Origin of the sequence: Neobacillus drentensis (genome assembly GCF_021560175.1) — a bacterium.
In the GTDB taxonomy this organism is placed as follows: domain Bacteria; phylum Bacillota; class Bacilli; order Bacillales; family Cytobacillaceae; genus Neobacillus; species Neobacillus drentensis_A.
This window is the reverse complement of record NZ_CP091110.1, coordinates 5,529,150-5,549,999: the sequence shown is the minus strand read 5'-3', so window position 1 is coordinate 5,549,999 and position 20,850 is coordinate 5,529,150. Positions and strand designations below refer to the sequence as shown.

Genomic DNA, 20,850 nt, shown 5'->3' with positions numbered 1-20,850 from the left:
TACCGCATTAGATATGTGGTACCTTTTTTTGCAAAAAACACCCGGCTGCCTAAATGGCCGCGAACACACAAGAATCTAGTCTGACATAAGGTAAGATAAGAAATCCAACTGTAAAGGATGTTCAACCATGTCATTTATTCCCCCAGTCAAAATTGATACCGTAAGCGGAGGGGTAGTTCAATTTGGCGGAGCACTGTTTGTTTCTCCGAAAAGTGCTTCGAAAACGGCGATCGGCTCAGGATCTGCGAATACAGGTGTGCAAATTATTACGATAAACGGTTGTAGTGCAACAAATGCTCCTGATTGTGATGTCATTGACCAGCCAATCGTTCAGGATGCTTAACTTAACAGAAAGAGGCTGACCCAAAAGGTGTTGTTGCATAATTTTCTAACACTCTGTTGATTGGAGCGGAAGGCGGCGAAGACTCCTCGAAAATGCTATCGCATTTCCTTCGTGCGTGGGCAGATTCGAGGATGCAAATTCAAAGTCCTGCGGGAGTACGGGGCAGGGGAGACCCCGCAGGCGCTAAAGCGCCGAGGAGGCTCCCCGGCACGCCCGCTGAAAGCGAAGCCGCCTGGAACGGAAATCAACAGACTAGTATAATGCATAAATTAGTGGGTGCCCCCAGAAAAATACTTTTGGGACACCCACTATACTATGTTTAACAAGGTAAACGACTATGGAAATAATTTGACAATGTGAATAGACCTGGTTCTTGCTATATTAACAATATGTATCATTATAGGAGTATAGTCAGATATACTATTTATTAATAGATAGAAGTTTTTGGGGGGACCATCTTGGAAGTCATCTTTGTTTTTACACTCATTATCCTTTTGTTGATTATCGCAGGGAAATATATAACGTTGGCTGTCCGAGATGTAACCAAGCGGAAACAAACAGAGCGGGAATTAATCGAAAGTGAGCACCGCTACCGTAGTTTAGTAGAGGTATCTCCAAAGGCGATTCTTGTTTTTCAAGAAAATCATATTATCTTTGCCAACCAGGCTGCGATGAAGCTGTTTGGTGCTGTCAATGAGCAGGACCTGCTCGGAAAAAGTATCTTTGAATTTATTCATGATGAAGACCGTGTAGAATTAATTAATAACCTCACAAGATTGTCTAAACATGAGAATGTCGCGATCCGTGAGTATCGATTTCATACATTAGATGGAAGAACCATATTCGTAGATTCAGTTGGGACAAATATCATGTTTAATGGACAGCCAGCTCTGATGACTGTAGGAAGTGATGTCACCGAGAAAAAGAGTCTTCAAGAGCAAATCAAAATGAGTGAACAGCGTTATAAATCACTATTTGATTACCACTCTGATGCGGTTTATTCGCTGGACTTAGCGGGAAGATTTACGAGTGCAAACGGTGTTTGCGAAACCCTATCAGGGTATAGCCCCCAAGAACTTCTGGATAAGAATTTTTCAGAACTTATCCATGAAGAGGATTTAGCTGAAACGATCCGAATCTTCCATTTAACCACTCAGGACGGAGGAAGCCAGCAGAATAATCGATTCCGGCTGAAGCGGAAAAATGGAGACAGCATTCATCTAGATACCACGACGATCCCAATTATTGTCGATGGACAAACTGTCGGTATGTATGGAATTGCGAAAGATATCACCGAGCAAATCAAGAATCAAGAGATGATTCAGCATTTGGCCTATCATGATTATTTGACAGGGCTTCCCAATCGAAACATGTTAGAGTCGCTTCTAGCAAACGAGACGATTCCGATTGAAAAGGTTGCCATCCTATTTATTGATCTTGACCGCTTCAAGATTATTAACGATACATTAGGTCATTCCATGGGTGATTTGCTTTTAAAAAGGGTCGCTGAACGGTTAAAAGCTTCCCTAACGGAAAAGGATCTCATTTTTCGGCAGGGTGGAGATGAGTTTATCGTCATTTTAACTGATTCTGACCGGGAACGGGCGGGTGCTGCAGCTAATCAAATCCTCGAAGCCTTATCCACACCGTATAAATTGAACACGACGGAAGTGTATACTTCTCCGAGCATCGGTATCAGTTTAGCTCAGGAGGATGGCGAAACGGTTGCTACACTGATAAAGCATGCGGACTTTGCGATGTATCAGGCAAAGAAGGCAGGGAAGAAGACGTATCGTTATTATTCTTGTATCAAGTATGAAGGTGATTTTGACCCATTAACAATGGAATTGGAACTTCACAAAGCCTTAAAGCAAAAGGAGCTGTTCCTCCATTATCAGCCCAAAGTGAATTTACAAACAGGGAAAATGTTCGGTGCCGAGGCGTTACTTCGATGGAATCACTCCAAAAGGGGCATGGTCTCGCCGGAAAGGTTTATCCCGGTTGCAGAGGAATCAGGCCTAATCATTCCAATTGGGGAATGGGTGCTCAGTCAAGCGTGTAGTCAGAATAAAAAGTGGCAGGAGAACGGACTACCGCCAATCGTTATCTCTGTGAATCTATCGGCCCGTCAGTTCTCACATGCAAGCATTGTAGCGACGGTTGAAAAAATTCTGGGCGAAACGGGTTTGGAGCCGCAATATTTAGAGCTTGAGATTACCGAAAGTATGACCTTCGATATTGAACATACGATTTCTACTCTTCATGAATTAAAGAAGCTGGGTGTTCTGATTAGTATTGATGATTTTGGAACAGGCTTTAGTTCATTGAATTATTTAAAACAGTTTCCTGTTGATACCTTAAAGATTGATCAGTCCTTTGTTAGGGAATTAAATCATAATCATGATGTCACGATTGTCAAAACGATTATATCGATGGCACATCATCTCCAATTGAAAGTAGTGGCTGAGGGGATTGAAACAAGGGAACAATTAGTCTTTTTACAGCAGCATGATTGTGATGAGGGACAAGGTTATTTTTTTAGTAAGCCCCTTTCTGCTGAGGAATTTAACAAGGTATGGACGAGGATTGAACGGCTTGTCGTTAAAAAAAAGGACGCTTAGGTGCGTCCTTTTTCAATACCTAAGAATTTAATTAAAACTACCTTCCTTGACGACTCCTGGGATTATTTTTTCCTGTTTTTTAGTCAAAAAGAAAAAGACCCCAATTAATACGAGCAGTCCGCCGACAATTTGCCAGCCCGCCAGGTTTTCATCCAATAAGAAGAAGGCTAAGATTGTCGCACCGACTGGCTCTCCTAAAATACTCATGGAAATCGTTGTGGCATTTACATAGTTTAATAGCCAGTTATTGATGACATGACTTACGGTCGGCACGGATGCTAGTAATAGAAAAATTCCCCACTCCTTAGCAGGATATCCTGTCACTGCCACACCTGCCGAAAGATTATAGATGGTCAGTACAATCGCTGCCGATAGAAAAACGCAAAAACTATACAGCCAATGAGAGACCTTTTTAACCGTTGATTGACCGATTAACAGGTAACCCACAACTGATATCACACTCAAAAATGAGAGGATATCCCCCATTATCGCACCCTTACTTAGAGCCAAGTCGCCCCAGCCAATCATCATCGCCCCTATGATCGCGATGCCCATGGTCATGAGGGCAGAAAGGGTGGTGCGTTCTTTATATAAAAAGAATCCCCCCGCCAACGAAACAATCGGCTGGAGCGCCAGGATAATGGTAGAACTTGCGACGGTGGTCAACTTTAACGAACCGAACCAGAGAACAAAGTGAAACGCTAAAAAGAGGCCGGAAAAAAATAAAAAAAACCAATCTCGTTTCACAATTTTTCTAAATTCCTGACGCTTTTTCCAAACAATTGGCAGCATCAGGATACTTGCAAACCACATCCGGTACATACTTAAAATAGAGGCCGGTGCGTCTGACCATTTCACAAAAATAGCCGAAAACGAAATCGCAATAATTGAAATCGTCATCGGCAGGGCAATCGATCTTGAACCTTCCTGTTTCACCGTATTCCTCCTATGATCGTATCTAATGTCAAATATCTTTTTATTATACGCTTGTTTTTTATAGGTCTCAACGGCTTTCCAAAATATAACAAGCTACTTTTCTTCGGTAATCGGCTTCCTTAACGCTTTTAATTTTTCAAACCTGTAATTTATATAGTGGAAAAACAAAAGGTAAATAAATAAGGTGAAATAATAATAAACCATTCGTTTTGCTCCACATATTTTTGATATTTAGTTATCTTTTCATGCATAATAATCACATGGACACTAAAGGGAAGTTGGAATTGTATGAAATTCAAATACCTTGTTATAGCGCTTTTCTTAATCGCTCAAAGCTGTTCCTTTAGTCCAAAAATTGGTGCAAGGAATACGCATGAGCTCCAAAATGAACAGCAAAGAATTCGAGATTATCTACTTTCCAAACATGTCAACGGAAGCATTGCGGTAGTGAAGAAAGATAAGGTGATTTTTAACGAGGGAATTGGTTTGGCCAATCGAGCTTCTGGGAGAGCGAACCTGCCCTCCACCACTTTTCCCATTGGCTCCATCACTAAATTGCTGGTTGCCACAAGTATTTTGCAGCTTCAGGAAAAAGGAAAGCTGAGCACGGAGGATTCGGTATCAACGTTTATTCCTAATTTCCCAAATGGCCGCCGTATTAAACTAATTTATTTATTAAACCATACGTCGGGAATTGAAGAGAATCTATTTTTCCATGGAAAATCAAAAGATATGTTCAAAGGGATCAGCGTTAAATATCCTGCCGGTAAGAAGTGGGATTACAATGATATCAATTATTTCGTGTTAGGACTTGTCGTTGAAAAAGCATCAGGAGAATCACTACATAACTATATTCAAAAGAATATTTTTGACAAAGCTTCGATGCAGCATTCCGGTTTTATGACGCAAAGCAGGCCGATGCCTTTTACTTCAAAAGGTTATATAAAGACGGGGAATTATGAACTGCCAGTCAATATATTGAATATGGCTGAGCTATTCGGCTGTGGGGATATCTATGCAACGGCTCTTGATCTCTGTTTGTTTGATGAGGCGTTACTAAGTGGGAAGCTCCTTACTGAACGGAGTTTACAGGAAATGCTGAAACCTGGACCTCAATCAAAGTATGGAGAGGGTGTCTACATTAACGACAATAAGGTTTATAGCAGGGGCGTTGTTGGCGGCTGGGAAACGCTGCATGTATTTTTTAAGGATCATACCATCATCGTGATTTTGCTCAATGTTCGTGACAAGAACATCGATATTCATCAGCTTGCAAGCGATATAAAGAATATTATCCACTAGCATACGAGGACTAAGAAACGGCGTAACCAGTGAATAAAAAGACGTGTGAATTAGGCACACGTCTTTTTTCTATTCAAAACTAGTATGCAAAAAAACGATGCTAACGAACCTTACCTATCGATTTTTTGTAATTGAACAACATCGCTTACCTTATTTCCAATATTTTCAATTAAGAGTATAGTTAATATATAGATTATTAAAATAGGAGAATTGGTAAATTGAGAGAGCCGCTTGAACAAACGTCCAGCCAAGAATTAGATTCCATGATGGAATCAATCAATATAGAGCATCGGCAGTCATTAAGATTATTTGCTTTTAAGTTTATTGGGGACTGGGGAATAGTCGATGATATTATCCAAGAGGTGCTTATAAAAGTATTTTTGAAGCTGAATACCTTACAAGAGGAATCTGCCTTAAAATCATGGTTATATTCGATCACCGCCAATCAGTGCCGGGATTATCTTCGAATGAAATATGTCAACACTACTGTATTAACGGATGATTTTGATGAACTAGCTTTTTCCAAACGAGATACGGTTGAGACGGAAGTTCTGATTCATTCAGATATGTTTTTGTTAAAAGAGATTATCCAGGCTTTACCGAAGCATTATAAAGAACCGATTATTTTATACTATTTTTATAATTTAACCTATCAAAAAATAAGTACAATCCTAAGAGTTTGTGTGGGGACTATCAAAGTACGCATTTATCGGGCAAAAAAAATCATTCGAGAAAAATTTACTGAACAGGGCACGATTGGATGTTATTCAATGGAATAGGCATTTTACCGCAAAAAAACTGCACTCTTGATGATTTGACTGTGTCTAATCATAGGGGTGCAGTTTCTTTTTTTATAGCTTAAGAAGTATAAAAAATAGACTTTGAAAATTGTCCAGCTCCAGCGCCCTAGCGGCTAGTGTCCTTCGCGCTCCGCCCTACGATAGGTCAACATCGATTCGCTGCCGCTCTTCGTGCTGTCTAGCTCCAGCGTCTAGGGGCTCGGGGTCATAAGCCAATCCGTCAAGAAGGCTAAAGAGCAGCCTTCTCGCCGGCTCGTCTTATGCCTGTCGCCCCTGATCAAGACGCTTCCGCTTTTCGCCTTTCCTTTATCTCAGTTGGAGCACTCCAGGCCATACGCCGCTGACCAGGGCGCTTGCGCTTTTCTTATTCTACTTCTACTTTTATAGCTTCTTCTTTTGTAGAAACGCCCTTCGACTGAATAAAACGCTGAATTCGTTTGAGTGCTTCCTGAAGCTGTTCCATGGAAGCGGCGTAACTGCAGCGAATATAGCCTTCGCCGCTTTCACCGAAAACATGACCTGGTACGACAGCGACTTTTTCCTGCACTAACAGTTCTTCGGCAAATTGTTCGGAAGTTAAGCCGGTTGTTCGAATTGATGGAAAAACATAAAAGGCGCCGCCTGGGTTGTGGCAATCGAGACCCATCTGGTTCAATGTCTGCACCATATAATTCCGTCTGCGGCGATAGCTGTTACGCATAGAAATCACTTCATCGTACGTATTGCGAAGCGCCTCAATCGCTCCGTGCTGAAGCATATGCGGTGCACACATCGTAGTATATTGATGGATTTTTAACATAACCTCGACGAATTCAACTGGTCCAGCAAGGAAACCTAATCTCCAGCCTGTCATCGCAAACCCTTTGGAAAAACCGTTTATTAAAATGGTTCGCTCATACATGCCTTCGATTGCAGCAACACTGCAAAATTCTTCATCATAGGAAAGCTCGGCATAAATTTCATCCGAGACCACGAGTAAGTCGTGCTTCTTGATGATGCTGGCGATTTCAATCAGCTCATTTTTTGTCAGCATACTGCCAGTCGGATTGTTAGGCGAGCACAGTAAGATGGCTTTTGTGTTTGGTGTAATCGCCGCTTCGATTTGTTCCGGTGTGACTTTAAACCCGTTTTCTGGTGAAGTTGAAACCGGAACAGGTGTCCCGCCGGCAATCGCCACTAATGGACCGTAAGAGACGAAGGCAGGCTCAACAATTAAAACTTCATCGCCTTGGTTTAAAATAGCACGGAAGGCGAGGTCGATTCCCTGGCTTGCTCCGATCGTAACAATCACTTGGTTTTTCGGATTATACTGTACGCCGAATCTTGTAATTAAGTAGTTGGTAATTTCTTCTCGTAATTCGAGCAGACCAGCGTTTGCTGTGTAAGATGTGTAACCTTGCTCAAGTGAAAGAATCGTCGCTTCCCGAATGCTCCATGGCGTAGTGAAGTCTGGTTCACCGACCCCTAATGAAATGACCCCTTCCATGCTGGCAGCAAGGTCGAAAAACTTTCGTATCCCTGAGGGCTGCAGATCTTTGGCTGTCTGGGATAGATAGTGCTCGTACTTCATGGTGTAACCACCATCCTGCGATCTTTATCATCATTTTCACTTTTAAAAATAACGCCATCATGTTTATATTTTTTTAACATGAAGTGGGTGGTCGTTGAGATGACGTTTTCGATGGTTGATAATTTTTCTGACACGAAATTGGAAATTTGGTGCATGGATTTTCCTTCAACGGTGATGGAAAGGTCGTAGGCACCGGACATGAGGTATAGGGATGTTACCTCAGGGAATCGGCCGATTCGCTGTGCTACCTCATCAAAACCTACGCCGCGTTTTGGCGTTACTTTTACATCGATCATCGCGATAACGTTTTCTTGGCCTTCCACTTTGCTCCAGTCGATTAAGGTTGGGTAGCTGATGATGATTTGCGCTTGTTCTAATTTTTCAATCGCCGCTTTCACGGTTTCTTCACTGCACATGGCCATTAAGGCGATGGATTCTATGGGTAATTTGTGATTTTCTTCAATGATTTTTAAAATTTCAATTTCCTCACTGCTAAGATGCATGTGGATGTCCTCCTATTTCTTTAAATCAAATTATTTCCAGCATTAGTCCCTGATTAGGCGCTTCCGCCTTTCTTGCTGTCTAGCTACAGCGCCTAGCCCCTCGATGGTCTACAGTCAATCCGTCCAAAAGGTTAAAAAGCAACCTTTCGGCCGGCTCGCCTTATGCTGGTCGGGGCTGACCAAGGCGCTTCCGCTTTTCTCGCTTAATGATGATTTTAATCCTATTTGCGAAGTCTGTCACGTGAAGTTGAAAAATATTTTGTATTTTTCTGAAAGAATGAGGGAGGTGGAAAATAGAGGAATGTTTTAACACACGAAGCTCCCTGAGGCTAATTCATCATTTTTTTTAATGAAAACGCCATCACCTAAAATTAGTAAAATCTTATGACAAAATTGGAGTATAATAGGAAAGAATTTATCACAACAGGAGTCGTGAACAGTGGAAAAACAAACTAGCAACTATAGATGGGTCGTTTTTGCCTCGGTCTTATTTACCTATTTTTTAATCGTCAGTCAGCGGACAGCACCGGGCTTGATTTCTGACCAGTTAATGAAAGATTTCAACTTAACGGCTGCCACGATTGGATTGCTGACAAGTATACAATTTCTAGCTTATGCAGGATTTCAAATTCCGATTGGCATTCTCTCTGATCGGTATGGGCCGAATTTCTTCCTGATCATCGGTGCCTTATTGAATGGGATTGGTACCTTAATTTACAGTCTCGCGCCGAATGCGTTTTTTCTCCTTTTGGGGAGATTATTGGCGGGATTAGGGGATGCGACGATTTGGGTAAACCTTGTCTTGATTTTAAGCCAATGGTTTAAAGTCAGAGAATTCGTCGGCTTACTCGGCATCGCCGGAATGGCCGGAAGCTTTGGGTTTTTGCTCGCAACCGTTCCATTTTCCGCGTGGATTTCTTTGTCAGGCTGGCGCACGCCCTTTTTTATAACAGGAATCGTTTTAGTTTTAAGCGCTGTGCTGTTATACGTTGTCCTCGAAAAAAAGTCCAAGCAAATATTTAAAAATAGTGCTGTAAAAGTGAAACAAAAGAAACCGCGCGAAAAGACAATCGTCGTGCTGCGGCGAATTTTTTCAAGCCGTCAGGCATGGGCTGCCTTCTTTTGTCACTTTGGATTAGTGGGCACCTACGTTGGATTTATTGGCTCATGGGCGGTTCCTTATGGGATGCATGTGTATAATATGACCCGTTCAGAGTCAAGCCAGCTCATTATGATTGGTTTAATTGGCGCCTTAGTGGGCGCACCGCTGACAAGCTGGATCTCAAGCAGACTTGATTCGATTAAGGTTCCGTTTATCGTGGTCCATGTTTTGGCGTTTGTCAGCTGGCTGGTGTTATTTTCTAGCGGAAAGCCGCCTTACTACATGCTTGTCATTCTCTTTTTACTGATTGGGTACGGGAATGGCTCCAGCTCGTTAACGTTTGCGGTTGTTCGAAAGTCGTTTGATATAAGGGAAGTCGGTGTCGTTTCAGGCTTTGCCAATACAGGGGGCTTTTTAAGTGCGGTACTCCTGCCAAGTATTTTTGGTAAGGTATTAGATCACTTTCATGCTTCGTCGGCAAGTGTGGGGTATCATTATGGATTTATGATTCCAGTTATTTTCTCACTTCTCGGGTTAATCGGCGGAATTTTTATAAAAGAAGAACGCCAAGAAGCGAAAAAGCCAAGTGAAATCACAGCATAAAAAAGAGTCCGGATCCGGACTCTTTTTTTACGTTCAGCCTTGGTCAAGGCGCTTCAGTTTAAATTTATTACTGCAAAAAGGCTAATTGAATAAAGAACAAGACGGCAAATACATAGAGTAAGGGATGAATTTCGCGCCATTTCCCTTTCACCAATTTTAAAATGGGAAAACTAATAAAGCCAAGAGCGATTCCCGTTGAGATACTGGAGGTCAGCGGCATGGCTAAAACGGTAATGAAGGCAGGAAAGGCTTCATCTAATTCACTCCAGTTAATCTTCGCGATACTGCCCATCATTAAACTCCCGACAATAATCAGCGCTGGTGCCGTAATGGCGGCAATCCCTGACACGGCACTCACAAGTGGACCAAAGAAAGCGGAAAGGAGAAATAAGGCAGCAACGGTTACAGAGGTTAAACCCGTACGGCCGCCTGCCGCCACACCGGAAGTCGATTCAATAAAAGCGGTGGTTGGGCTTGTTCCAAAAATCGATCCAACCATGGTCGCAATCGAATCAGACAGCAGGGCTTGTCTGGCACGCGGAAGCTTATCCCCCTTCATTAACCCTGCTTGATTTGCCACTCCGATCATTGTTCCGGTCGTATCAAAAATGGTCACAAGGATAAACGAAAAGACAACGGCATAAAGACTGTGGTGAATGACATCGCCAAATGCAGTAAACGGATTTCCAATCATCAATCCTTCTGGAAGAGATGGAAGCGACATCAATCCTTTATTGAAGGAAAGCTGACCGGTAAAGAAAGCAATGACTCCGGTGACAATCATCCCAAAAAATAAGGCCCCATTGACTCTAAGGACCATTAGAATCAACGTTACAGCCAGTCCGACAATCGCTAAAACGGCTGAAGGGGAATGAAGGTCACCCAAACCCACTAAATTAGATGGATGGGCTGTAATGATTTTCGTTTGACGCAGACCGATAAAGGCGATAAATAAACCAATTCCTGCGGTAATTCCGTGTTTTAAATTATCTGGAATCGCCTCAATCAATTTTTCCCGAAACGGTGTTAACGACAAGATGACAAAAATAATTCCAGCGACGAAAACGGCTGCGAAGGCTGTCTGGTAGCTAATTCCCTGGTGGCCGCCCACGACAGAATAAGCAAAGTAGGCGTTCAATCCCATTCCCGGGGCGATGGCGATTGGGTAATTGGCAAACAACCCCATCCAAAGGGTTCCGACCAAAGCAGCGATGATTGTGGCCGAAAAGACCTGTTCAAAAGGGACGCCGGCATCTGCTAATATGACAGGATTGACGACGACGATGTAGACCATCGTGAAAAAGGTCGTTATGCCAGCCATCAATTCTGTTTTTGTATTCGTATGATTTTCTTTCAGTCTAAACATAAGGGATCCTCCAAAATACGAACGATTTTTAACAACCTTACTATAATATTCGTTTTTAAAATGACAATCAATAGGTAATCTCTATTTTTCCCTATTTTTCCTCATGCTACGCAAGGTAAGGGACATAAAAAATTCAAAAATTGGCAAAAGAAAAGCCCTTCATTATGGGAATGAAGGACATTTGTTCATAAAATTAATCAGCATTAATGAAGGGATCAGTACTGCCAGTCCTCTTTAGCCGGTCTAATCGAACTGAAGCATTATCTGCTCTTGATTGACGACCTAGACAGGATTGAAAAACCAAAGCGGGTAGACAAGACGACCGAAACAGGATTGAAAGACCAAAGACAGTAGACAAGAGCCTTGATTGACGACCGAAACAGGATTGAAAAACCAAAGACAGTAGACAAGATCCCTTGATTGACGACCTACATGCTTGACATGGTTCATATAGAAAAAATATAAGCTGGTTTTATCCTTCGATGTTGCAATCAGATAAACAGCCGCAACAAATTCACATTTCGTACTATTATTGTAAGTTAACTAACCTAAATTTTCATTAAATCTTAAGAACATCTGTTTTAGGAAAATTCAGAATATAAAAATTGGTTAAAAATATTAATTGACGCATGGGGGTGGAGTGTTATATATTTTATCATATTGATGTTAGGAAATATAACATGGAGGTGTTTCCATGAAAAAAATAGAGGCAATTATCAGACCTGAAAGGCTAACGGAGACGATTAAAGGATTAAAAAGTATCGGAATCACAGGTTTTACGGTTTCGCAGGTCGTGGGACGAGGCAAACAAAAAGATACAAAAGGTGTGTACCGCGGGAAAAATTATCAGGTCACGCTGCATCCCAAGGTGAAATTAGAAATTATTCTTTCCGATTATTTAGTGGATTCCACGATTCAGACGGTTGTAAAAGCAGCGCAGACCGGCGAGGAAGGCGATGGAAAAATCTATGTCTATCCTATTCTTGAAGCCTATAACATTCGGACGGGAACATTTGACGATGATATTGACGATTTAGTAAACCGGGGGGAGGGACAATAATGGTACTCACGTATATCAATACAGTTTGGGTGGTTCTTGCGGCGGCAATGGTATTGTTTATGGAGGGTGGTTTCAGTTTACTGGAAGCCGGTTTTGTACGGACGAAAAATGCCGTTAATGTGACAATGAAAATCTTTGTTGATTTAACAATTGGAGCTTTAGCGTTTTGGATGGTTGGTTTTGCAGTTATGTTCGGTAAGGATGCCTTTGGAATGATTGGAACCAACTTGTTTGGCAGCCCGGAAAAATTGACGCTTGCGGTCCATTTACCAAGTGTTGCCTTTGTTCTTTTTCAAATGGGCTTTGCGGTCGCGAGTCTTTCGATTATTTCAGGCGCGGTGGCAGAACGTATGAATTTTAAAGCTTATGTCGTGACAGCGGCAATCATTTGTGTGGTCGTCTATCCACTGTCCGGCCACTGGATTTGGAATCGTGACGGCTGGTTAGCGAACCTCGGTTTTAAAGATTTTTCCGGCTCGGCAGCGATTCATGCGCTAGGAGGCTTTTCTGCCTTGGCGATGGCGAAATGGCTCGGGCCAAGGAAGGGCAGGTTTAATTCCGACGGCAGTGTAAATGTATTTGCGCCAAGTAATATCCCATTAGCATCAGCAGGGGCCTTCATCCTTTGGTTTGGCTGGTTTGCCTTTAATGCCGGAAGTACGTTGGATGCATCCAATCCGGCACTGGCAACGATTGCGATTAATACGATGCTTGCTGGGGCGAGCGGCGGGGCGGCTGCCTTATTTTTAACGATGAAAAAGTTCGGTACAGCTGACCCGAGTATGACCATTAATGGAGTGTTGTCCGGATTAGTAGCTGTTACTGCCGGTTGTGCGACTGTTTCCGAATGGTCCGCCGTCATCATTGGAACGGTTAGCGGGTTATTGGTGATTTATGCCACACTTTTGGTCGACTATTTAAAGGTGGATGATCCAGTTGGTGCTGTGGCGGTTCATGGGTTCGGCGGAGTTTTTGGAACGCTTGCGGTTGGATTGTTTGATAAAACGGACGGTTTATTAACGACTGGCCATGTTTCACTCATCCTTGTCCAGTTGTTGGGTGCTGTTGTTGTGATGGCATGGGGACTGCTGGGTGGGACGTTTATAGCAAAGGTATGCGAAAAGACTGTCGGCTTCCGCGCCACCGAGCGCGAGGAGGAAGAGGGCTTGGATATGTCGTATCACGGTATTCCGGCTTATAACGAATTGGAGCGGTTTACGGATCTTCCGACAAGCTTGTATAATTTTGAAGAAACGACAGGAATTACGGTGGCCCCGCCCTCTAGCAATAAAGTAAAAACAGGCAATTCATTTTAAGTAAAGGCTGGATTCATTTAGGAATCCAGTCTTTTTGGATGTAGAAATAATTGGTAAATGGCCTATAGAAGCTGTTTTTTAAGAATAATGGTATAATAATGAAGGTTTTTAATTCTAGCTAAGGGGAAATGAATATGATTCTCGTCGTTGGCGGAGCTGGTTATATTGGTAGCCATCTCGTTAAGGAATTAGTAGAAAAAGAGGATGTTGTCGTGTTGGACAACCTATCAACAGGCCATCGTGAAGCCGTTGATAAGCGAGCTATCTTTGTTAAAGGGGACCTCGGCAATGAAGACGACCTGCAAATGGTGTTTAGAAGTTATCCTATTAAAGCCGTTATGCACTTTGCAGCCTATAGCTTGGTCGGAGAGTCCGTTATTGATCCATTAAAATACTATGAAAATAATGTGGCGTCTACCTTAACATTGCTTAAAGTCATGATTAAATTTAAAGTGAAAAACTTTATTTTCTCTTCTACAGCTGCTACATATGGAATTCCTGATGTGGAGTTAATTGATGAAGAGAGTAAGACTGCTCCAATTAATCCATATGGACACTCCAAGCTGATGGTTGAGCAGATGCTGGCTGATTTTTCAAAATCCTATGGGCTAAACTATGTGGTGCTTCGTTACTTTAACGCGGCGGGTGCCCATCAATCAGCGGCTATTGGTGAAAGCCATGATCCGGAAACTCATTTAATTCCGATTATTCTGCAACAGCTATTAGGAACTCGGGAAAAAATTTCTGTGTTTGGATCGGATTATGATACGGCCGATGGAACATGCATCCGCGATTATATTCATGTAACCGATTTGGCACAGGCGCATATTCTTGCCCTAGAAGCCTTATTATCAGGGGAGAAGTCCACTGAGACGTATAATTTAGGCAATGGACTTGGCTATTCTGTAAAAGAAGTTATTGAGACATGTGAACGGGTAACGGGAATCAAAGCAAACGTGGAAATGGCTGAACGTCGTGCGGGAGACCCTGCTAGATTAGTGGCTTCGTCGCAGAAAATTTATACGGAATTAGGCTGGAAAGCAGAGCGCAGTCTTGAAAAAATTATTGCCGATGCTTGGAATTGGCATCAAAATCAATTATATTAATTTTTAATAAAAAGCAATGCAGCTTTTGAGGCGCATTGCTTTTATTTTTATAATCCTTCCTATAAACTATCTCTTTTAAAATGGAAGATATCTGGTTATTGCTGGGCATAGTGGTTTAGGTTACACTTAAGGAAAAACGGCTGCAGGCTGGAAAAGGTGGGTCAGTATGGATGAGATAGTGGAAAAAAATGAAGAGCCATTTTCTAAAATGGACAGGTTGAAGGAACGCCTTCAGATGACCCTCGCTTTTTGCAACCGATATACTATGTCAGCGGCCGTTTGCTATCTTCGAATCCATATTCCACCGGAATTGTTAACGTCTAAAAATCTTGAGGTGGAGTCTGTCCTGTTGCGGAAAATGGTCGCGAGGCTAAGAAATTCAATTCGCGAGCTTGATACTGTCATAAAAGTAAATGGTGCTGATTTTGCCATCTTCCTGGTCGATATCACCGAGCATGACTGCAAGGTCATCTGCGAACGGATTATTCGTGTTGTTTCCGAAAAATATACCGTGGACGTTCATCAGATTTCGGTAGGCAGTAATATGGGAATCTGTATGTATCCATATGGATCCGATGATGCTGATGAGTTAATGTCGCTTGCGAAGGTACAAATGTATGAGGCCGAAAGGGGAGGAGAAAGTACCTTTTCTTTTTACAAAGGCAGGCTTGACCCAATGGCCTATCGGCAAATGTTAATTGAAAATGATCTCCCCTATGCCCTAAAGAAAGGGCAGCTTTCTGTTCAATACCAGCCTCAGTATAGTTTGGTGGATAAGAAAATAACCGGCGTCGAGGCTTTAATTCGTTGGAACCACCCCAGTTTAGGAATGATCACCCCGGGAGAATTTATTGACCATGCGGAACTAGCTGGTTTGGTCAATGGTCTGTTTTATTGGGTTTTTGAGGAATGCTGCAAAAATATTGCGAGTGGGACAGACCCAAAAGTGAAATACTCGATTAACCTGTCAGTCAATCAACTACTACTAGATAACTTTTTGTTTGAAACTTCCACTATTCTAAGCAGATACTCGGTCCCAGCGGCGCAGATTACATTGGAGATTACCGAGAATATTGAAATTTACACAGTAGAAAGTGTGAATGAAACCTTGTTTGCTTTGAAAAAAATGGGTTTTACAATTGCCTTGGATGATTTTGGAAATGGCTATTTTTCATTCTCGGATTTCCTCAAGCTTCCGATTGACTTTATAAAGCTTGATCGTAACTTTGTCTCAAGTTTATTGAAAAATAAAAAGCATATCGGCGTGATTTCTCCGATTATTACGATGGCCCACAATCTGGGGCTGCAGGTTATAATTGAAGGAATTGAGGAGGAAGCTCAGTTTTTTGAATGGGCAGGGTTGGGCTGTGATTTGATTCAAGGCTTTTTTATCAGCAGGCCGATTCCATTTGAGGAATTGACTTATTCTATTGTTGAGATTGAGCGCAGGATTGAGGATGGCTATTGTTAAAAGGACTGTGGCAGGCTGAATCGGATTCCAAGGACACGGTCCGAGTAGGGATGGCGTACAATGAGGAATCAGACGGAGTGGTTTGAGTAAATGTCTCCGGACTGTTTATGCCAATAAAATGGGTGCTGTTGAAACGAACATGGTATAATGTTTATAGTGATTGTCATTCATTGGGGAAAGATAAAAATATTGTCATTATTTTACATGTGAATAAAACTTGAAGGAGAGATCGTCTGTGAAAAAAGTTCGTAAAGCTATTATCCCAGCGGCTGGGCTGGGGACACGATTTTTACCAGCAACTAAAGCGATGCCAAAAGAAATGCTGCCGATTGTGGATAAGCCGACCATTCAATATATTGTTGAAGAGGCGATTGCTTCAGGGATTGAGGATATTATTATTGTTACCGGTAAGGGGAAACGTGCGATTGAGGACCATTTTGATTTTGCCCCTGAGCTTGAGAAAAACTTAATGGAAAAAGAAAAATGGGATTTATTAAGCAAAGTAAACTATACCTCCAACCTTGCGGATATTCATTATATTCGTCAGAAAGAGCCAAAAGGGTTAGGTCATGCCGTCTGGTGTGCAAGAAACTTTATTGGCGATGAACCGTTTGCAGTTTTATTAGGTGATGATATTGTCCAAAGTGAAACACCTTGTTTAAAACAGCTGATTGATCAGTATGAAGCCACTTTCTCCTCGATCATTGGAGTTCAGCATGTTCCTGAGAATGAGACGCATCGTTATGGCATAGTCGATCCAATGGAACCAGAGGGCAGACGCTATCAGGTTAAACATTTCGTTGAAAAGCCAGCGCCAGGAACGGCTCCGTCTAATCTAGCGATCATGGGAAGATATATTTTAACTCCTGAAATCTTTATGTTCCTTGATGCTCAAGAGACAGGTGCTGGCGGGGAAATCCAGTTAACAGATGCCATCCATAAACTCAACCAGATCCAGCGCGTTTTTGCTTATGATTTTGAGGGAAAACGATTTGATGTCGGCGAAAAAATCGGCTTCGTCAAAACCACCATCGAGGTCGCATTACAAAAAGAAGAAATCCATGATGAACTTATCGCATTTCTAAAAGAACTCATCAAGGAAAACGAAAACAAACAGAAAATCAACATCCAAGAAGTGTAAATGGTGTCGTTAAATGGTATCATTTAATGGTGTCAGGCACCATTCGTGTACATTTGTCCGCGTTGGGTGGACAAGGATCCATAAAGAGGCCGTGGCTTAGTAAGGGGAGTTCCCTTGCAGCTGCGGCTTTTTGATGTTTGACGGGTCCGGTGGGTTTGTCTGGGGAGACACCTAATTGCTCATGAATCATAGTATGTATAATGAACAATTAGGAGGGTTCCCTATGTATCCTTTTACCAATTATTACGATGCCGTCTATCGACAGACGAATGAATTGATTCAAGAAATTGAACAAGCAATTAATGGTGAGTATAGTGCGATTGAATGTTATACAAGATTGGCCAATTTGGCATCGAGTAAAAAAGAGCGGGAGCAGATCTTGGAGATTCGTGAGGATGAAGTCAGACATTATCAGCAGTTTGTTCACATCTATCAACATTTAACGGGAAGGCCGCCTCAGCCGAAAATTATAGAAGAATGTCCTAATAGTTATGTAAAAGGCTTAAAATCTGCGATTGAGGATGAGCAGAAAACGGTGGATTTTTATATGGAAATAGCCGATAAAGCCACTGATCCAATGGTTCAAGGGGCGTTTAGAAGAGCGGCGCTAGATGAGCAAAATCATGCTGTTTGGTTTTTGTATTTTTTTTCAAAAGGGAAATCATAGAGATAATGCCCCCGATGAACTTTTATTGGGGGCATTTTTGTGCCTTGTTTGCTTAACAGGACAGACAGTTCTAGTCACCGCTTTCCCCGGCGGAATTGTGGCTTTCGTAGGAATGGTCATGTGTGGAGGCTGATTCGAGATTGTGGTCATAATCATCATGATGACCACTTTGGTCTTTCTTATTTAGGCTAGGAAAGATTAGGAAGGCTAGGATAATTAAGATGGTACCAAAGAACTCCTGTGTACCGAATATAAGGTAGACTCCGTACACAAGGAGGAGGACACCGATTATTCGCTGAAGCATTCTGACAATTTTCAGAGACATTCCTCCTTTGTTGAAAAGAGTGTGAGTAACTTCCTCTACCTTATAAATAAATATTATGACGTAGGACCTTTTATACATTTATCGTTAAAATCGAGCTTGACCGTCTTTTACGGACAATGGGATAACCCAACTTTGAACATTTTGTTACCATCCTAATAAACAGAAGGCTTGGATAGGAAATATTTGTATAATGGAAAAGAGAGAAAAGGTGCCTGTCACCGAAAGCACTATTTTCATCTTGGATTTATATTTATTAAGTAGGGAGTGATTGTATTGGTTCGAAGTGTGCGTTTGTGGTTTGCAGGTGCGAAGTATCATGTGACGAGCAGAGGAAACCGGAAGAGTTCGCTGTTTTTTGAGGAGGAGGATTATGAGCGATATCTGGAATTAGTCGCAGATACGCAAGTGCGTTACCCCTTTCATCTCCATACCTACTGCCTGATGACCAACCATACCCACCTCCAGTTGGAAACCCTTGAAACCCCTCTAAGCATCATTATGAAAAACCTCAATACCAAATACGCGAAATATTTTAACAAAAAGTATCAATTCACTGGCCATGTGTATGAAAAGCGTTATGGTGCAGAGCTTCTCAACTCCCGGGAGTATGAGATTGACGTCAGTAAATATATCCATCTGAATCCGGTAGAGGCCGGGATGGTTTCATGCCCCGAAGATTATCCCTGGAGCAGCTATCGAAGCTATGTTTATGGCGAAGTTCATCCACTCATTGACCCCAAACATATTCTTTCTTACTTTCCCAATCCCCCAGCGCAAAATTACCAACAATACATGAATGCTTCAACCACTGATAAATTTTTCTGGGAAGACGGCAAACTTCTAAAGCTGGAAGGGGAATGGTTCCGATGTGGGCTCGAGTAACGAGTATCGGCTTAAAAGGAATAGACGGTTATCGTGTGAGTGTAGAAGTGGGCACCTATGTAGGGAATGACTCGTTTAAAATTGTGGGATAGCCAGATACTGCTGTAAAAGAGTCAAAGGAGCGGAAAATAAGGGTGTAGCGATAACACTACACCCTTGTTAGAAATGGTGACAGGCACCATCCTATTCTTCGTCTTTTTTCTGTTGATTTTTCTGATGTTCTTGGAGGGCGAGGAGAATGTCTTGGACGTCGATTTTGCCATCCTTATTTAGGTCTTGTAGTGTGTTTTCCAGTGGCGACTGCGGCGCTGGTGATGGTGCCGGCTCTGTGGAAGGTGCTGATGCAGCAATCGCAGCAGCAGATTTTTTGGAATTGCCTCCTGCGAATGTAAACACTAAGAGGATGAGGACGAGCAATCCTGCTACACCATCGATGATATAGAATATGGTTGTGTAATCAGACCATAGCGTTTTACTGCTGTCGACCTTCTTCTCGGCATTGGCAATATATTGTTTGATCTCAGAATGATTTGGATAAATCCGCTGAACCGCTTCGAATTTTTCTAAAGCATGTTTATAATAGCCGCCCCAGTATAATTCCAAGCCTTCCTGATAAAGCTTATCCGTTTCGCTCTTCGTATTTCTTACCCCGGCTTGGTTCACAAATTCCTTTACCGTGTTGACCGGTACCGCAAAATTAAAGCCTTGAACCTCTTGACCATTGACCGTATCTCCTCTAAAGGTTAATAATCCAATGATCTGCCCTTTTTCATTAATGACAGGTCCGCCGCTGTTTCCGTGGGTAGCGGCTGCATTAAGTTGAATAACCGGGCTTCCTTGTTCTGTCTTTTTCGAAGTGGCAGAAATTTGACCGGCGTTCATCGAGGAGACTAAGGATGAATCGGGTGATAGAATGTCAGAATCGGCTGCCGCTGGGTAACCGATGACCCAAATATTATCTTGGTTTTGAATATTATCTGAATTTCCAAGAGGTACAGTCGGAAGGTTTTTTCCTTCAATTTTTAGAACAGCGACGTCCTTCCCTTCATTAATAGGGGCGCCGTAGCTCTTAACTTCTCCATCGAGGACATCTCCACCTGGTAAAACCACCTTTAATACTCTTTTAATATCCGTATATTGGGTGTACTTGACCATATAATTATAGGCAGTTTCATAATCCACTTTAAAATAATCTGCAACCGTGGTGACGACCTGTTCGAATGCTTCATTGGCAATGTCTTCATCTTTCTTTTGTGTTGCTTCTACGACATGGGCATTTGTGACAATATAGCCATCAGAGCTTATGATCGCACCGGAACCTGATCCGCCCACTATCGATTGATTGTTAAGCTGTTCAAGTATGGCAATCACTTCAGGATCATTAGGGTTAGTAAACTGCCAACTGACCACAGCATAATCGACGACCCGGACGACTGCCGGTTTCGTGAATTCAGCCAGCTTTTGCGCTTTTGCAATTTTTCCTTCTGCTGGTTGAATATTAAGTAGGAAAAAGGAGGCAATAATTACGGCAATAAGCAGGATACTAATCGGTATCGTAAAAAAGGCCCTTTTTTTCAAAATATCACCTCTTGGTTGATTTTAAAATTTACTCTGCAATATATTCGATGTTAAGGGATTGGGAAATTGTCTCATGTTAAATTATTAAAATTTGATGAAAATTCTTTAGGTCTAAAGAACTAATTTCGAGGGTCGGTAAAAAGCTAATTATCAATGGG

The 20,850-nt window shown here is 42.1% G+C and carries 18 protein-coding genes; 12 read left to right on the top strand and 6 right to left on the bottom strand.

The genetic code is table 11. The annotated features are described in order from the left end of the window. Nucleotides 1-127: 127 nt before the first annotated feature. Both L1999_RS26325 and L1999_RS26320 read left to right on the top strand, forming a co-directional pair. Nucleotides 128-343: a spore germination protein gene (locus L1999_RS26325; protein WP_235741220.1), complete on the top strand. Its 216-nt coding sequence runs from the start codon at nucleotides 128-130 to the stop codon at nucleotides 341-343. Between the two features lie 458 nt (nucleotides 344-801). Then, nucleotides 802-2,964 (top strand): putative bifunctional diguanylate cyclase/phosphodiesterase, encoded by a 2,163-nt coding sequence (locus tag L1999_RS26320; RefSeq protein WP_235741219.1) that lies wholly within the window; start codon nucleotides 802-804, stop codon nucleotides 2,962-2,964. A gap of 27 nt (nucleotides 2,965-2,991) precedes the next feature. Here L1999_RS26320 and L1999_RS26315 read toward each other — a convergent pair whose 3' ends face one another. Continuing rightward, nucleotides 2,992-3,900: a DMT family transporter gene (locus L1999_RS26315; RefSeq protein WP_235741218.1), complete on the bottom strand. Its 909-nt coding sequence runs from the start codon at nucleotides 3,898-3,900 to the stop codon at nucleotides 2,992-2,994. 288 nt (nucleotides 3,901-4,188) lie between these two features. Between L1999_RS26315 and L1999_RS26310 the strand changes: the two genes are divergently transcribed. Further along, nucleotides 4,189-5,202, top strand: coding sequence for a serine hydrolase domain-containing protein (locus L1999_RS26310; RefSeq protein ID WP_235741217.1), 1,014 nt, complete (start codon nucleotides 4,189-4,191; stop codon nucleotides 5,200-5,202). 218 nt (nucleotides 5,203-5,420) lie between these two features. After that, nucleotides 5,421-5,981, top strand: coding sequence for an RNA polymerase sigma factor (locus tag L1999_RS26305; RefSeq protein ID WP_235741216.1), 561 nt, complete (start codon nucleotides 5,421-5,423; stop codon nucleotides 5,979-5,981). 385 nt (nucleotides 5,982-6,366) lie between these two features. On the opposite strand, the gene L1999_RS26300 is transcribed toward L1999_RS26305, so the two are convergent. Together L1999_RS26300 and L1999_RS26295 are read right to left on the bottom strand one after the other, a co-directional pair. Continuing rightward, nucleotides 6,367-7,572: an aminotransferase gene (locus L1999_RS26300; RefSeq protein WP_235741215.1), complete on the bottom strand. Its 1,206-nt coding sequence runs from the start codon at nucleotides 7,570-7,572 to the stop codon at nucleotides 6,367-6,369. Then, on the bottom strand, nucleotides 7,569-8,075 hold the full coding sequence (locus L1999_RS26295) for an Lrp/AsnC family transcriptional regulator (RefSeq protein ID WP_235741214.1): 507 nt from the start codon (nucleotides 8,073-8,075) through the stop codon (nucleotides 7,569-7,571). The genes L1999_RS26300 and L1999_RS26295 overlap by 4 nt, the downstream gene beginning before the upstream one ends. Nucleotides 8,076-8,514: 439 nt before the next feature. On the opposite strand from L1999_RS26295, the gene L1999_RS26290 reads away from it, so the two are divergent. Continuing rightward, nucleotides 8,515-9,780: an MFS transporter gene (locus L1999_RS26290; protein ID WP_235741213.1), complete on the top strand. Its 1,266-nt coding sequence runs from the start codon at nucleotides 8,515-8,517 to the stop codon at nucleotides 9,778-9,780. 67 nt (nucleotides 9,781-9,847) lie between these two features. On the opposite strand, the gene L1999_RS26285 is transcribed toward L1999_RS26290, so the two are convergent. Beyond that, nucleotides 9,848-11,146, bottom strand: coding sequence for an NCS2 family permease (locus tag L1999_RS26285; RefSeq protein ID WP_235741212.1), 1,299 nt, complete (start codon nucleotides 11,144-11,146; stop codon nucleotides 9,848-9,850). A 694-nt stretch (nucleotides 11,147-11,840) separates the two neighbouring features. Here L1999_RS26285 and L1999_RS26280 point away from each other — a divergent pair. The 6 genes from L1999_RS26280 to L1999_RS26255 all read left to right on the top strand — a co-directional run bounded on the left by L1999_RS26280 (nucleotide 11,841) and on the right by L1999_RS26255 (nucleotide 17,907). Continuing rightward, on the top strand, nucleotides 11,841-12,206 hold the full coding sequence (locus L1999_RS26280) for a P-II family nitrogen regulator (RefSeq protein ID WP_235741211.1): 366 nt from the start codon (nucleotides 11,841-11,843) through the stop codon (nucleotides 12,204-12,206). After that, nucleotides 12,206-13,522 (top strand): ammonium transporter, encoded by a 1,317-nt coding sequence (locus L1999_RS26275; protein WP_235741210.1) that lies wholly within the window; start codon nucleotides 12,206-12,208, stop codon nucleotides 13,520-13,522. The genes L1999_RS26280 and L1999_RS26275 overlap by 1 nt, the downstream gene beginning before the upstream one ends. 134 nt (nucleotides 13,523-13,656) lie before the next feature. Beyond that, nucleotides 13,657-14,628 (top strand): UDP-glucose 4-epimerase GalE, encoded by a 972-nt coding sequence (galE, locus tag L1999_RS26270; protein WP_235741209.1) that lies wholly within the window; start codon nucleotides 13,657-13,659, stop codon nucleotides 14,626-14,628. Between the two features lie 166 nt (nucleotides 14,629-14,794). After that, nucleotides 14,795-16,099: a putative bifunctional diguanylate cyclase/phosphodiesterase gene (locus L1999_RS26265; protein ID WP_235741208.1), complete on the top strand. Its 1,305-nt coding sequence runs from the start codon at nucleotides 14,795-14,797 to the stop codon at nucleotides 16,097-16,099. 235 nt (nucleotides 16,100-16,334) lie between these two features. Further along, nucleotides 16,335-17,240 (top strand): UTP--glucose-1-phosphate uridylyltransferase GalU, encoded by a 906-nt coding sequence (gene galU, locus L1999_RS26260; RefSeq protein WP_235741207.1) that lies wholly within the window; start codon nucleotides 16,335-16,337, stop codon nucleotides 17,238-17,240. 223 nt (nucleotides 17,241-17,463) lie between these two features. Beyond that, nucleotides 17,464-17,907 (top strand): ferritin-like domain-containing protein, encoded by a 444-nt coding sequence (locus tag L1999_RS26255; protein WP_235741206.1) that lies wholly within the window; start codon nucleotides 17,464-17,466, stop codon nucleotides 17,905-17,907. Between the two features lie 70 nt (nucleotides 17,908-17,977). Here L1999_RS26255 and L1999_RS26250 read toward each other — a convergent pair whose 3' ends face one another. After that, a complete protein-coding gene (locus L1999_RS26250) occupies nucleotides 17,978-18,232 on the bottom strand; it encodes a hypothetical protein (RefSeq protein ID WP_235741205.1) in 255 nt (84 codons plus the stop codon). Between the two features lie 273 nt (nucleotides 18,233-18,505). Here L1999_RS26250 and L1999_RS26245 point away from each other — a divergent pair, with 273 nt between their 5' ends. Further along, on the top strand, nucleotides 18,506-19,114 hold the full coding sequence (locus L1999_RS26245; protein WP_235741204.1) for a transposase: 609 nt from the start codon (nucleotides 18,506-18,508) through the stop codon (nucleotides 19,112-19,114). A gap of 183 nt (nucleotides 19,115-19,297) precedes the next feature. On the opposite strand, the gene L1999_RS26240 is transcribed toward L1999_RS26245, so the two are convergent. Continuing rightward, on the bottom strand, nucleotides 19,298-20,692 hold the full coding sequence (locus L1999_RS26240; RefSeq protein ID WP_235741203.1) for a S1C family serine protease: 1,395 nt from the start codon (nucleotides 20,690-20,692) through the stop codon (nucleotides 19,298-19,300). Nucleotides 20,693-20,850 lie beyond the last annotated feature (158 nt).